Origin of the sequence: Burkholderia diffusa, assembly GCF_001718315.1 — a bacterium.
Taxonomy (GTDB): Bacteria; Pseudomonadota; Gammaproteobacteria; order Burkholderiales; family Burkholderiaceae; genus Burkholderia; species Burkholderia diffusa_B.
In genome coordinates this window covers 438,762-452,937 of sequence record NZ_CP013362.1, presented here as the reverse complement: position 1 = coordinate 452,937, position 14,176 = coordinate 438,762, and the positions used below count along the sequence as shown (strand labels likewise).

Here is a 14,176-nt window from a genome sequence, read left to right as displayed (position 1 = left end):
GTTGCTGACACGGCGCTCCGGCGCCATTCTTCATGCATCTTCGCCGATTCAGCCGCCTTCCCGCTCGATCCGGCAATCTCGAAGCCCCGCTGCCACCGAAGGCACGAAATCGGCCGAATTATCAACCTCAACGATTCAATCAAATTCCCATAAGCCGATTTATCAATGCCAGGTGCGGGCCTATAGTCACAGGCAAATCCCTTTGCAGGCTCTCCCACCATGAACCGCTTGCCCTCGCTTTACCTGTCCCACGGCGCCCCGACGCTGCCGATCGATCCGACGCTGCCGTCCGCCGCATTCACGCACCTGGGCGCCGAATTGCCGCGCCCGCGCGCGGTGCTGATGCTGTCCGCGCACTGGGGCACGCAGCAGCCGGTCGCCAGCGTGGCCGCGCACCCTGACACGATCCACGACTTCTACGGCTTCCCGCGCGCGCTGTACGAGATCCGGTACCCGGCGCCGGGCGCGCCCGAGATCGCCAAACGGGCGGCCGCGCTGCTGAACGCGGCCGGCATCGCGACCGAGACGACCGAGCATGGCCTCGACCACGGCGCGTGGGTGCCAATGCTGCTGATGTTCCCCGAGGCCGACATACCCGTCGCGCAGTTGTCGATCCAGCCGCGCGCGGACGCCGCCCATCACTTCGCGCTCGGCCGCGCGCTGCGGCCACTGCGCGACGAAGGCGTGATGGTGATTGGCTCCGGCCAGATCACGCACAACCTGCGCGCGGCCGATTTCAGCGCGGCGCCCGAGGATGCGGACCCGCGGGTCGCGGAATTCACCGGCTGGTTCGAGGCAAAGCTCGCCGCGCGCGATGTCGACGCGCTGCTCGACTATCGCCGGCAGGCGCCGCACGCCGCGTTGATGCATCCGACCGACGAACACCTGCTGCCGGTGTTCACCGCGCTCGGCGCGGCCGACGACGACTACCAGCTCGGCATCCAGTCGCTCGGCACGTATCAGCGCGTGCTCGCGATGACGAACTACGTGTTCGCGAGCGCAGCTGCCTGAATCCTGCGACACCAGCCGACGACCGCAAACAAAAAGCCCGCCCGAGCAGCGCTCGGGCGGGCTTTTTTATGCTTTCACCACCGCCGATTCCGGTGGCGGGCAGCCGTCAGACACCGACCCCTTCGAGGATCTCGTCGTGCGACTCGCGCTCGTCGAGATACTGGGTCCGGTAGCCCGTGTTCACACCCCAGAAGTAGAACACCAGCGAGATGGCCGCGACGATCAGCATGTCCCAGCCGTACGGCAGCACGCCGTAACCGCCGAACTCCTTGCTGCCGATCAGCGACAGCACGGCCATCGTCGGCAGGTACGCGACCATCCACCAGGCGGCCTTCAGGTCGGCGCCCCAGCCCGTCCAGCCCGACTTCGCCTGGAAGTAGAAATACACCGGCAGCGCGACGATCATCAGCAGGATGATTTCGCCCGTCAGCGGCCACTTTGCCCAGTACAGGATCAGCGAAGCGCAGACGAACGCGAACGGTGCGATCAGCTTCATCAGCGGGATCGACAGCGGACGCTCGATGTCGGTCGCCGCGCGGCGCAGCGCCATCAGGCTGATCGGGCCGGTCAGGTACGAGATCACCGTTGCGACCGAGATCACCGCCGCGAGCGAGCTCCAGCCGCGGAAGAAGAACAGGAAGATGAACGACACGAGCAGGTTGAACCACATCGCCTGGCGCGGCACGCCGTAGATCGGGTGCACGTTGCCGAACATCTTCGGCATCGTGTTGTTGCGCTCCATCGCATAGATCATGCGGGTGGTCGTCGCCATGTAGGTCGTACCGGTGCCGCTCGGGCTGATGAATGCGTCGACATACAGCAGGATCGCGAGCCAGTTCAGGTTCAGCGCGATCGCGAGTTCCGCGAACGGCGACGAGAAGTTGAAATGCGCCCAACCCTTCGCGACGTCGGCCGGGTTCACCGAGCCGATGTACGCCATCTGCAGCAGCACGTAGATCACGAGTGCGAGCAGGATCGACGAGATCACGGCGAACGGCACGCTGCGCGACGGATTGCGCGCTTCACCGGCCAGGTTCACCGGGCTCTGGAAGCCGTTGAACGCGAACACGATGCCGCTCGTCGCAACCGCGGTCAGCACGGCCGACCAGCCGTACGGCGCGAAGCTCGCATTCGACGCGGTGCCGAGGTTTTCCGAGTGGAAGCTCGACAGCATCAGGCCGAGGATCGTGAGGCCTGGGATCAGGAACTTGAAGATCGTGATCGCGGTGTTCGCACGCGCGAAGGCCTTGACGCCCCAGTAGTTCAGCATGAAATAGATGACGACCAGCACGGCCGACAGCAGCAGGCCGGGTGTCGTCAACTCGCCGTTCACGAACAATGCGTGCGCCCACGGATACGGCCACGTGCTCATGTACTGGATCGATGCTTCCGCTTCGATCGGAATCACCGATACGATCGCGATCCAGTTCGCCCACGCGCTGATGAAGCCCACCAGCGAACCGTGCGAGTAACGCGCGTAGCGCACCATGCCGCCAGACTCGGGGAACATCGCGCCCAGTTCGGCATACGTCAGTGCAATCGCGAGAATCACGACCGCGCCGATGATCCACGCGCAAATCGCCGCCGGACCGGCAATCTTCGCAGCCTTCCAGGCGCCGAACAGCCAGCCCGAGCCGATAATCGAACCCAGCCCCGTCAGCATCAGTGCAAACGGGCCGATGTTCCGTTGAATAGAACTCTTCACATCCTCTCCTATGTCTCAAAAAGCATGGTCGGCTCGCTGTCCGGGATCGGCTCGAACAACACCGCGCATGCCATTTTGGGGGGTAGGATCACCCGATCGGGGCAACCCTTCCACGCGGCGCGTAGTTTAACGGTTGCACCTGCAAGTTGGCGCCAAAATCGTTCGGCCCCTACAAAAAATTCGCGTCGCTTGCAAGGTTTGTAAACCTGAACTCCGCAATAACCCTGACAGCATGGAAATACGGTTGACCGCGCGACCGAATAGCCGTATAAACAACGTTGCAGGATTTCAAGCGGCGAGTGAATTGGTTCTTTCGTAGTTCGCCCATCAACGGTACTCCGGTTGGTCCTATTACCCCCTTCCTTGATTTTCCGCACCCATGGGCCTCGGCCCCGTTTTATCTTTTTAGGAACAAGTAACATGGCAACCGGTACCGTCAAGTGGTTCAATGACGCAAAGGGCTTCGGCTTCATTACCCCGGAAGGCGGCGGCGACGATCTGTTCGCGCACTTCTCGGAAATCCGCGTCGAAGGCTTCAAGACGCTGCAAGAAAACCAGAAGGTTGAATTCGAAGTGAAGACGGGCCCGAAGGGTCTGCAAGCTGCGAACATCCGTCCGGTCTAAGTTCGGCGCGATATTTCGTGTAAAAAAGCCCCGCTTCGGCGGGGCTTTTTGTTTTCCGGCGCGGGCAACCTTACGGCCACCGCCGGTCCGAAAGGCCTTCGCTCAGCCGAACAGCCGCTGCGCGTGAATACCGAGCCCGGTCGCGACGCTCGCGAGGCGATCGCCGAACACCGGCTGCGCGTCCGGGAACGCACCGGCGAGCGCACCCGACAGGAACGCGAGCCCGGTCGAGCCGCCGGTGAAATACAGCGCGCCGACGTCGCGCGGCGCGACGCCCGCAAGCCGCACCGTTTCGCGCGCGGCATCGACGATGCGCGCTGTGTCGTCGACGCTCGCATCGACCAGGCGTTCGGCGTCGAATGCGATCTGCAGATCCTCTTCCACGTCGTTCAGGTCGATCATTGTCTCCCCGCCTGCCGCCACGCCGATCTTCGCTTCTTCCGCACGCGCCATCAGCGCATGCCCGAGCCGCTGCTCGACCACGCGCGTGAGCCGGTCGTGCTGCCGCACGTCCTGGTACAGATGCTTCATCAGTTTCAGCTCGCCCAGCCGCTTCGGCGTGTACACCGTGTTGATCAGATGCCAGGTCGCCAGGTCGAAATAGATACGGTTCGGCAGTTCGCGCCCCTCGGAATCGAGCGAGCGGTAGCCGAACGCGGGCATGATCGCCGCCAGCTCGACGCGGCGGTCGTAATCGGTGCCCGCGACGTGCACGCCGTGGTGCGCGAGCACGTCGTCCTTGCGCTCGAGGCGCGCCATCCGCTCCGGCCCGACGCGCACCAGCGAGAAGTCCGACGTGCCGCCGCCGATGTCGGCGACCAGCACGAGCCGCTCGGCCTGCTGACGCGACTCGTAGTCGAACGCGGCCGCGATCGGTTCGTACTGGAAATGCACGTCCTTGAAACCGACCGACTGCGCGGCCGCTTCGAGCTGGTCCTGCGCGAGGCGGTCGGCGCGCGGATCGTCGTCGACGAAGAACACCGGCCGGCCGAGCACCGCGCGCCCGATCGGCGCACCGGCGCGCGCTTCGGCCTTGCGCTTCAGGTGCGTCAGGAAGCGCGCGATGATCTCCGTGTACGCCATCGCGCTGCCGTCGCCGAGATCGGTCGTGGTTTCCGCGAGCGGCGAACCGAGGATGCTCTTCATCGAACGCATCAGGCGGCCATCGAAACCGTCGATATAGGACGCGAGCGCCGCACGACCGTATTCGACCGTCTGCTCGTCGTTGTTGAAGAAAATCGCGGTGGGCAGCGTCAGGTGGTCGCCCTCGACGGGCGCGAGGCGCATGCCGTCGCCGTCGGGCAGTGCCACGGCGGAATTGGACGTGCCGAAATCGATCGCGCAGTAAGTCATGGGAAGGTGCCGCGGCATGGCCGGCGCGAAAACGGAAAGGACGGGCTTTTTAACATGAAGCCCGCCGGATCACAACCGGATCGGCCACCGGTGTCGCGCAACCGGCCCGGCCGCGATCGGACGCACCCGCGACGCGCCGGCAGCGGGTGCGACGGGGCATCCAGCGCGTCGATGCCGCCCGCTTCCGGCTCGCCGGCAACTGGCGCGGACAGCGTGCGATGGATGCCTGCCCGCGCGCGGAATCAGGCTGCCGCGTCGAAACCCTTCTTCCATGCGCCCGCATAGACGACTTCGCCGATCGCATGACGCGTGCGGGGGGCCTTTTCGCGTTCGCGCAGCACCGGATCGAGCTTGTCGACGTTGCCGTAGTGGCCGAGCGAGATGATCGCAGGGATCGCGACGTCGGCCGGAATCTCGAATGCGTCGCGGAACGCCTTCACGTCGAAGCCGCTCATCTGGTGTGCGGCGAGACCCAGCGCGTGCGCCTCCAGCACCAGCGACATCGCGGCCGCGCCCGCGTCGTACAGCGCGGTCGGCGCCGGCTCGCCCTTCGGCGTGAGCGTGTGCGCGGTCACGGCGATCAGCACCGGCGCCGGCGCGTTCCAGCCCTGGTTGAACGGCACCAGCGTCGCGAATGCGCGCTTGAACGCCGCTTCGTCCTGTGTGCGATCGAACACGATGAAGCGCCACGGTTGCGCGTTGTAGGCGGACGGCGCCCAGCGCGCGGCTTCGAGCACCGCATGCAGATCGGCGCCGCTGATCGGCTCGTCCGAATACGCGCGCGGGCTCCAGCGGCCGGCGATCAGGTCGTGAATCGAAACAGTGGTGGGAGCAGGTTTGACGGACATGCGGTTCCTCGCTGATATCGATGAAGGGGCGCGAACGCCCGGCGAACCGCAAGCATAACCGCTCGAGGAGACACGCGCCCGATCATCCCGCGCAATGCAAATCACAGATTCCGCATTGAGCGGCCTCCCCTCCGCGCACGGACGGCCGGAGCGCCGCGCTCAGGCGGCCTGCGCGGCCGCGCGGGACGGGCCGCGGTTGATCCGCAGCACGATCAGCGCACCGACGATGCAGAGCCCGCCGGAAATCATCGAAGCGACCGTATAGGTGCCGAGGCTCGCACGCAGCAGCCCCGCGCCGAGCGCCGCGAACGCCGCGCCGAGCTGGTGGCCGGCGACGATCCACCCGAACACGACAGGCGCCGCAGCCTTGCCGAACACGTCGGTGGCAAGCCGTACCGTCGGCGGCACGGTCGCGATCCAGTCGAGCCCGTAGAACATCGCGAACAGCGGCAGCCCGAAGAAATCGATGCCAAATGCATGCGGCAGGTAGATCAGCGACAACCCGCGCAGCCCGTAGTACCAGAACAGCAGCACGCGGTTGTCGTAGCGGTCCGACAGCCAGCCCGACAGCGTCGTGCCGAACAGGTCGAACACACCCATCGCGGCGAGCAGCGATGCACCCTGCACTTCGGTCATCCCGTAGTCGCTGCACATCGCGATCAGGTGCGTGCCGACATAGCCGTTGGTGCTCGCGCCGCAGATGAAGAAACTGAAGAACAGAAGCCAGAAGTCACGCGAGCGGCTCGCCGTCGACAGTGTGCGGAACGCGACCGCGAGTGGATTCTCCTTCGTCGCGTCGGGCGCGGCCGGCGTGTCGGCCGGCTCGCCGTACGGGCGCAGCTTCACGTCGGCCGGCCGCTCGGGCAGCAGGAATGCGACCAGCGGAATCACGATCGCGGCGGCCACCGCGACGACCAGCACGACCGGCCGCCAGCCATGACGCTGCGCGATCGCCGCGAGCATCGGCAGGAACACGAGCTGGCCAGTGGCCGTGCTCGCCGTCAGGATGCCCATCACGAGGCCGCGCCGCGCGTGGAACCAGCGCGTGACAAAGGTGGCGGACAGCGTCAGCGCGACGACGCCGGTCGAGCAGCCAACCATCAGCCCCCAGATCACGACCATCTGCCAGCTCTGCGTCATCATCGACGACAGCGCGACGCCCGCGCTCATGGTCACCAGCGCGGTCAGGATCGTCGGCCGCAGCCCGAAGCGCTGCATCGCCGCGGCCGCGAACGGGCCGGTCAGGCCGTACAGCGCGATGTTCACCGAAATCGCCAGCGAAATCGCCGCGCGGCTCCAGCCGAGCTCGCGCTCGAGCGGCACCATCAGCACGCTCGGCGTCGCGCGCGTGCCGGCCGCAGCCAGCAGGATCAGGAAAACCACCGCCGCCGCGAGCCATCCGTAGTGGAAACGCCCGCCGATTCGTGTCACCGCCCAGTTCATCTCGTCGCTCTCCAGTTGGCGGCCCGGCGCCCGCGCGCCTGCCCCGCCTCACCACCAGGCCACCTCCGCCGCACGCTGCATCGGCTGACCCGGGCCGATACCTGGCATTTGTCTGTCGATCCGGCCGGCGTTGTTACCGATCGGTCACAAGTGTGTTGCGATCGTAGTGACCAGTCGGTAACATGTCAAGCAATTCACCACGCAGTCGAGGGTCATCATGTCGGGCATCGAGGCCGCCAACAAGGCGCCGGCACGCCGCACGCGCCAGCCGATCGCCGCGGCCGCCGCGCAGGAGCACCTGCTGCGCGCCGCCGAGGAGTTGTTTTACAAGGAAGGGGTGCGCGCGGTTGGCGTCGAGGCGGTCGTGGAACGGGCGGGCGTCAACAAGATGAGCCTGTACCGCCAGTTTTCGTCGAAGGACGAGCTGATCCTTGCGTATCTCGAACGGATGGATGCATGTTTCTTCGAGCGCCTCGATTCGAGCGTCGCGAAGCATCCCGGCCAGCCGAAGGCGCAGTTGATCCAGTATTTCGTCGATCTCGCGGAGCGCGCGACGCAGAAGGACTATCGCGGCTGCCCGTTCGTCAACGTCGCGGCCGAATTCCCGGATGCGTCGCATCCGGCGCGCGAGCGCGTCGCGCAGAACAAGGAACAGTTGATGAAGCGGCTCGTCGCGCTGTGCGAAGGCGCAGGCGCCCGTCAGCCGAAAGCGCTCGCCGATGCGCTCGCGCTCGTGATCGAGGGTATCTACGCGGCCAGTCAGACCTACCGGCACGGCGAAACGCCGATCGGCACCGCGCCCGCGCTGGTCACGCAGCTGATCGAAGCCGCCTGCGCGTGACGGGCGGCGCGCGCCCGGACCGGGCGCACCCGCTCCCGCTACAATGCGGCCCTCGCTGCCGCTTTGCCCGACCGCCCTTGCCATGACCGATACCCGCTCCGACTCACACGACGACATCCTCGCCGCCACACGGCACTGGCTCGCGCGCGCGGTGATCGGGCTCAATCTGTGCCCGTTCGCGAAGAGCGTCTACGTGAAGGAACAGGTGCGCTATGCGATCAGCGAAGCGACGACGCTCGAGGACGCGCTCGCCGACCTCGAAACCGAGCTGCGCGCGCTCGAAGCGGCGGATCCGCGACAGGTCGACACGACGCTCGTGATCTATCCGCGTGCGTTCGCGGATTTCGTCGACTACAACGATGCGCTGTTCTTCGCCGACCGGCTCGTGCGGCAACTGCGGCTCGACGGCGTGCTGCAGATCGCGAGCTTCCATCCCGCGTACCGGTTCGAAGGCAGCGAAGCCGACGACATCGAGAACTACACCAATCGCGCACCGTATCCGATCCTGCACCTGCTGCGCGAGGACAGCATCGCGCGCGCGGTCGACGCGTTCCCGGACGCGTCCGCGATCTACGAGAAAAACCAGGAAACGCTACGCCGCCTCGGCCACGATGGCTGGCGTGAATGGATGCGCCGGCCGGGCGACGACGTCTGACGCATTACGCGACGGCCGTTTGGCGCGCGGCAAGCGGGCCGCGCGTCGGCCTGCGTCAGTCCGCGGCCGGCTCGACGGCCTCGTTGGACGTCGCCGCGGGCGTCGGCGCGAAGAAGCGCTCGTTCAGTTCGGCGAGCCCGAACATGCCGAGGATCTCGTTCAGCCGCTCGCTGGGCTTGCGGCGCGGCAGGTTCTTGTACTGCGCGATGATCAGCTCGTTTTTCATCGAATGCTCCCAGCCGACCAGCTCGGTCACGCTCACCTGGTAGCCGTGCGCCTCGAGCTGCAGGCAGCGCAGCACGTTGGTGATCTGGCTGCCGAATTCGCGCGTATGCAGCGGATGCCGCCACACTTCCGTCAGCGCGTTCGCGAGCGACTTGCCCTTGTTCTTGCGCAGCACGCCCGCGACTTCCGCCTGGCAGCACGGCACCAGCACGATATGCTGCGCGCGCTTCGCGAGCGCGAAACGGATCGCGTCGTCGGTCGCCGTGTCGCACGCATGCAGCGCGGTGACGACATCGACCGTTTCAGGCAGCTTCGGCGACGTGATCGAATCGGCAACCGACAGGTTCAGGAACGACATGCCGCCGAACCCGAGTCGCGCGGCGAGTTCGGTGGAACGCGTGACGAGCTCCTCGCGCGTCTCGATCCCGTACACGTGCGACGCGAACGCCGGCGTGCCGTGCCCCGGCTGCTGCTTGAAGAACAGGTCGTACAGGATGAAGCCGAGATACGACTTGCCGGCGCCGTGATCGACGAGCGTCACGCCGCCCTTGTCGGCCTGCACGCTCGCGAGCAACGGCTCGATGAACTGGAACAGGTGATAGACCTGCTTCAGCTTGCGGCGGCTGTCCTGGTTCAGCTTGCCGTCGCGGGTAAGGATGTGCAGCTCCTTCAGCAGCTCGACGGACTGCTCCGGACGGATTTCGTAGGTCTTGTTCGACATCGTGAAGCGGCGCCGGGCCACGGTCGGTCGACCACGGCCCGGCGGCGGGAATTCGTGAGGAATGGCGATAGTTTACCGAAAATGCGCGATCAGGCTCGCGCGCCGAGCCGCCAGAGCGACGTGACCTCGGCGCGCCGGGCCGCGTGCAGCGGATCGTCGGCGTCGGCAGACTTCGGGTGCGCGGGGCGGATGTCTTCGCGGCCGAGCACGACGAGACCGGCTTCGTCGATCCATTGCAGCAGCGTGTCGCGCGGCCGCAGGCCGAGATGCTCGGCGAAATCGGACAGGATCAGCCAGCCTTCGCCGCCCGGCTCGAGATGGTCGGCAAGCCCCGCGAGGAATCCGCGCAGCATGCGGCTGTCGGGGTCGTAGACCGCGTATTCGATCGGCGCGCTCGGGCGGGCCGGGACCCACGGCGGGTTGCACACGACGAGCGGCGCACGGCCGGCTGGAAAGAGGTCGGCTTCGACGATGTCGACACGGTCGGCATAACCGAGCCGCGCGACGTTCTCGCGGGCACATGCGAGCGCACGCGGATCCTGGTCGGTCGCGACGATCCGCTCGACGCCGCGCGATGCGAGCACGGCCGCGAGCACACCGGTGCCCGTGCCGATGTCGAACGCGAGCGACGTCGCGGGCAGCGGCGTGCGCGCGACGAGTTCGACGTATTCGCCGCGCACCGGCGAGAACACGCCGTAATGCGGATGGATCGGCGCGCCGCCGAGTGCCGGAATCGGCACGCCCTTCTTGCGCCATTCGTGCGCGCCGACGAGGCCGAGCAACTCGCGCAGCGACACGACCGACGGCGCGCCGCCCGGCCCGTACGCTTCCTCGCACGCGGCGCGCACGTCGGGCGCGCGGCGCAGCGGGATCGTGTAGTCGGCGTCCAGCGGAATCAGCAGCATGCCGAGCGTGCGGGCGCGCTGCGACTGCGCGAGCCGGTGCAGGTTGAATGCGTCGACGCCCACCGCGGCCTTCGCCTTCTTCGGCTTGCGTTCGACACGGCGCGCCATCGCCTGCACGAGCTGGCGCGCGTTCTGAAAGTCGCCTTGCCAGACGAGCGCGGTGCCCTCGCACGCGAGGCGGTACGCGGCGTCGGCGGTGAGGCGGTCGTCGGCGGGCACGGCGCGCCGGGGCGGCTGCACGCCGGCTTCGGAGCGCCAGCGAACGGCATGTTCGGCGCCGTCGGCGTCGGTCCAGTGGAAAACGGGGAAATCGGTCACGCGAGCTCGGCTACAGTTGGCTTCAGACAGGCGGCGCTACGGAAGTGCGCGCGGACCACACCATACCGCGCTTTGCCCGCGCGGCAAAGCGCGCGCAGCCGCCCTCGCCTCGCGCCGGCATCGCCTACCCGCCCCACCCCGGCATCGCCGGCATGCGCAGCGTGCCCGCATCGCTGAAGCGCACGGTGCCGAGCACGCCGCCCGCGAGCCGGCCGCGCAGCGAGTACGGCAACTCGCCGCTGGCAGCCGCGCCGGGCAGGTTCCACGCCTGCCGCGCGGCGGCGAACGCCGACACGGAAACGGGCACGTCGATCACGGCCTCGCCGAAGCGCGGCACGACGCCCGAACGATCGCTGACGCCGCTTGCGAACGGCGTGCCGTTCAGTTCGAGCGCAACCGAAATGCCGTCGTATTCGATCGGCGCGTCATTCGGGTTTTGCACGCGCAGCTTCAGGCTGAAGCGCATCTCGAGGCCCTGTCCGACCAGCGGATCGAGCCCGGCGACGGTCACGCTCACCGGCTCGCGCGTCAGGCCCGCGCAACCGCCGAGCGCGAAGACGGCGGCGAACAGCAGCAGCATGGCGCGCAGCGGCGCGATACGGAACAGGGCTCGTGACATGGGCTGGCCTCCTTGCGTCAATCGATCGACGGATCGTCGCTGCATTGTACCGAGCGCGCCACGCTCCGCCCTGATTCGTAGTTTTCGCTCGCCGCCGAGATCGTTAATAGATTAAAACTACGGAAAAAGACGGTCGAATGGAAAGCGAATTAATGCTTCCCGGCATTCAATGGCGCGCAAAAAATCCAATAGAAGCACTTTCTAATTTTTTCGTTTCCTTTACCCAAAACCATCAAGTATATTTACGCATCCTTCGAGCAGGCCGACAAACCTTCAAGCCGCATGACGGCGATTTTACGGAACGGCGACATGCCGTCCTTCCGTCCTGCGGCCTGGCACGGCCAGCCCCGTGGGTCGTCGGTTCAGGGGGAATGCACGCCCGCGCAGGGCGGGCGGCCCCGTGTCGTGCGCGCGAAATCAATTCAGTACAACACGCGCCCGGCCATTTTGAACCGGCAAGTTAACCGACATCCGGAAACACAGAGGGGGCAGTAAACCATGATTACCTTCACGTAGTCGGCCGGCCGTCTTTTCGAATAATCCGTCATTGGCATTTCTCGTCGCTGTTGATTAACGGCGAGGGATTTCTTTTGCCGGCGTTTTCGCAGCACTGAACGATTCTTTCAACAATCGAGGTTTCAGTCATGTCGATCAACATTCACAAGATGCGTTACCTGCCGCTGATCGCCGCACTCGCGCTCGCCGGGTGCGGCGGCGACGACAGCGGCGTCGGTTCGGCTTCCGCACTCAGCTCCGCCGGCGCGCCGCACTCGAGCTCGTCGCCCGCCGCCAACACGCCGCCGAGCGCGTCCAACGTCGACAAGAGCGTATCGCCTGTCGAGCTGCCGGACACCGTGGTACCCGTCAACTACCGGTTGTGGTTCCGCCCGAACGACGCGCTGAACGCGTTCGACGGACGCGCCGATGTCGAGATCAAGGTGCTGAAGCCGGTCAACAACATCGTGATCGCCGGCCACCGGATCAAGTTCACGAACGGCCGCATCACGCTGCAACCGGGCAACATCCAGCTGATCGCGACGCCGCAGGACAAGGGCGATTTCTACCAGCTGCGCCCCGTGGCCGGCACGATCGCGCCGGGCAACTATTCGCTGCACATGGAGTGGTCGGGCATCATCAACTTCAAGTCGTACGACGATCCGGCCACGCAGACGGGCGGCAGTTGCGGCAACGATCCGTATCCGGGCTGCTCGGCCGCGGAAGGGGTGTTCCGTGTCGACCTGAAGGCCACCGACGGCACGACGAGCGGCGCGATCCTCACGCAGGGCGAAACCAACCTGGCGCGCCAGTGGTTCCCGGGCTGGGACGAGCCGGCATTCCGGCCGACTTATGAAGTGACGGCCGAAGTGCCGCAGAACTGGCGCGTCGTGTCGAACGCGGCCGAGAAGCCGTCGACCAACGTCGGCGGCGGCTACAAGCTCGTGCAGTTCGAGAAGACGCCGCCGATGCCGTCGTACCTGCTGTTCTTCGGCGGCGGCATGTTCGACACCTACGAGGACGATTTCTCGAGCCCGCTGCCGGGCGGCAAGGGCGGCCTGCACCTGCGCGTGTTCACGCCGCCGGGCATGAGCGACTGGGCGAAGCCGGCGATGGACCGCACCAAGCAGGCGCTCGACTTCTACTACCGCTACACGGGCATCCCGCTGCCGCTGACGAAGTTCGACACGGTCGCCGCGAACGATGCGTTCAAGGAACAGAAGGACCTGAACTTCGGCGGGATGGAAAACTGGGGGTCGATCCTCGAGTTCGCCGACGATATCCTGCCGCAACCGGGCCAGCCGATGTCGCACTACGGTAACGAGGTGCTGACGCACGAAGTCGCGCACCAGTGGTTCGGCGACCTCGTCACGACCGACTGGTGGGACAACGTCTGGCTCAACGAATCGTTCGCGACGTTCTTCGAGACGAAGACGACGATCCAGTTCTTCCCCGACGAGTTCAGCTGGCTCGACCAGGTGAAGAACAAGTATCGCGTGATCAATCGCGACATCGGCCCGAACGCGTTCCCGGTCGCACCGAACTTCAACGACTGGGCGTCGAACGACTTCGTGCTGAGCGCGAGCGCGTTCACGTACGACAAGGGCGGCCACGTGCTGAAGACGCTCGAGAACTATCTCGGCGAGCAAACCTTGCGCAAGGGTTTGCAGCAATACCTGGTCGACTACTCGTTCGGCAACGGCACGCCGAAGCGCCTGTGGGATGCGCTGTCGAAGGCGAGCGGCCAGCCGGTCGGCCCGATCGGCGATAGCTACGTGCGCCAGACGGGCGTGCCGCTGATCTCGCTCGATACGCAGTGCGACATGACGAAGAACCAGACGATCGTCACGCTGAAACAGCAGCCGTTCCCGAACAAGAACGCGTATCCGGGCCTGCAGTGGACGGTGCCGATCACGCTCGCGTACGGCCAGGGTCTCGCGAAACGCACGACGCTCGCGCTGAAGGATACGCAGACGCAAACGCGGATCGACGGCTGCACGGGCGTGGTCGCGGATCCGAGCGGTCTCGACTACTACGTCGTGAACTACAGCGACGCCGCGTGGAGCGGCCTGCTCACGCAGGTCAACGGCTCGACCGATCCGGTGCTGCTCGCGAACCTGAAGAGCGAGGCCGCGCTGCTCGTCGCGAACAACCTCGCGCCGGCTTCGCGTTCGACGTCGATCGGCTCGGTCGCGTCGCCGGCCGCGATGAAGCTGCGCCAGACGCCGAGCTTCGGCGGCATCGCACCGATGGTGAAGGAACGTCCGTCGCTGCGCTACCAGGGCATGTTCAAGCCGCGCAAGACGCTGGTTCAGTAACGTCGTGGTCCGGCCGTCCGGTGCCGCGCAGTTCGCGGCGCCGGACGGCGTTCGATCTTTCACGTCCTTCGGCAGGCCCCGGATGCGGGGCCTGT

12 protein-coding genes are annotated in these 14,176 nt (G+C 66.2%); 5 read left to right on the top strand and 7 right to left on the bottom strand.

Going from position 1 to position 14,176, the window contains the following annotated elements; genetic code table 11:
* The first annotated feature begins 219 nt into the window (after positions 1-219).
* Entirely contained in the window at positions 220-1,011 is a 792-nt protein-coding gene (locus WI26_RS02055) for a DODA-type extradiol aromatic ring-opening family dioxygenase (protein ID WP_069225073.1), read from the top strand.
* A 106-nt stretch (positions 1,012-1,117) separates the two neighbouring features.
* On the opposite strand, the gene WI26_RS02050 is transcribed toward WI26_RS02055, so the two are convergent.
* The gene (locus WI26_RS02050; protein WP_059465268.1) at positions 1,118-2,716 is read right to left on the bottom strand and encodes an APC family permease; all 1,599 of its coding nucleotides are present in this window, start codon (positions 2,714-2,716) and stop codon (positions 1,118-1,120) included.
* Between the two features lie 420 nt (positions 2,717-3,136).
* On the opposite strand from WI26_RS02050, the gene WI26_RS02045 reads away from it, so the two are divergent.
* Positions 3,137-3,340, top strand: coding sequence for a cold-shock protein (locus WI26_RS02045; protein ID WP_006477070.1), 204 nt, complete (start codon positions 3,137-3,139; stop codon positions 3,338-3,340).
* A 102-nt stretch (positions 3,341-3,442) separates the two neighbouring features.
* Here WI26_RS02045 and WI26_RS02040 read toward each other — a convergent pair whose 3' ends face one another.
* The 3 genes from WI26_RS02040 to WI26_RS02030 form a co-directional block, all read right to left on the bottom strand.
* Positions 3,443-4,693 (bottom strand): Hsp70 family protein, encoded by a 1,251-nt coding sequence (locus WI26_RS02040; RefSeq protein WP_059465267.1) that lies wholly within the window; start codon positions 4,691-4,693, stop codon positions 3,443-3,445.
* Between the two features lie 242 nt (positions 4,694-4,935).
* Positions 4,936-5,541: a nitroreductase family protein gene (locus WI26_RS02035; RefSeq protein WP_069225072.1), complete on the bottom strand. Its 606-nt coding sequence runs from the start codon at positions 5,539-5,541 to the stop codon at positions 4,936-4,938.
* Positions 5,542-5,700: 159 nt separating this feature from the next.
* Positions 5,701-6,984 (bottom strand): MFS transporter, encoded by a 1,284-nt coding sequence (locus tag WI26_RS02030; RefSeq protein WP_069225071.1) that lies wholly within the window; start codon positions 6,982-6,984, stop codon positions 5,701-5,703.
* A gap of 217 nt (positions 6,985-7,201) precedes the next feature.
* Between WI26_RS02030 and WI26_RS02025 the strand changes: the two genes are divergently transcribed.
* Both WI26_RS02025 and WI26_RS02020 read left to right on the top strand, forming a co-directional pair.
* A complete protein-coding gene (locus tag WI26_RS02025) occupies positions 7,202-7,825 on the top strand; it encodes a TetR/AcrR family transcriptional regulator (protein WP_059539176.1) in 624 nt (207 codons plus the stop codon).
* A gap of 82 nt (positions 7,826-7,907) precedes the next feature.
* Positions 7,908-8,480, top strand: coding sequence for a DUF1415 domain-containing protein (locus tag WI26_RS02020; RefSeq protein ID WP_059465263.1), 573 nt, complete (start codon positions 7,908-7,910; stop codon positions 8,478-8,480).
* A 55-nt stretch (positions 8,481-8,535) separates the two neighbouring features.
* Here the strand turns inward: WI26_RS02020 and WI26_RS02015 are convergent, their stop codons facing one another.
* The 3 genes from WI26_RS02015 to WI26_RS02005 form a co-directional block, all read right to left on the bottom strand.
* Entirely contained in the window at positions 8,536-9,426 is an 891-nt protein-coding gene (locus WI26_RS02015) for a class I SAM-dependent methyltransferase (protein WP_069225070.1), read from the bottom strand.
* Positions 9,427-9,515: 89 nt separating this feature from the next.
* Positions 9,516-10,649 carry a methyltransferase gene (locus WI26_RS02010; RefSeq protein ID WP_059914988.1) on the bottom strand — a complete coding sequence of 378 codons (1,134 nt, stop codon included), beginning with the start codon at positions 10,647-10,649 and terminating at the stop codon, positions 9,516-9,518.
* 124 nt (positions 10,650-10,773) lie between these two features.
* Positions 10,774-11,268 carry an LEA type 2 family protein gene (locus WI26_RS02005; RefSeq protein ID WP_059539173.1) on the bottom strand — a complete coding sequence of 165 codons (495 nt, stop codon included), beginning with the start codon at positions 11,266-11,268 and terminating at the stop codon, positions 10,774-10,776.
* 644 nt (positions 11,269-11,912) lie between these two features.
* Here WI26_RS02005 and WI26_RS02000 point away from each other — a divergent pair.
* The gene (locus tag WI26_RS02000; RefSeq protein ID WP_069225069.1) at positions 11,913-14,081 is read left to right on the top strand and encodes a M1 family metallopeptidase; all 2,169 of its coding nucleotides are present in this window, start codon (positions 11,913-11,915) and stop codon (positions 14,079-14,081) included.
* The last annotated feature ends 95 nt before the right edge of the window (positions 14,082-14,176 follow it).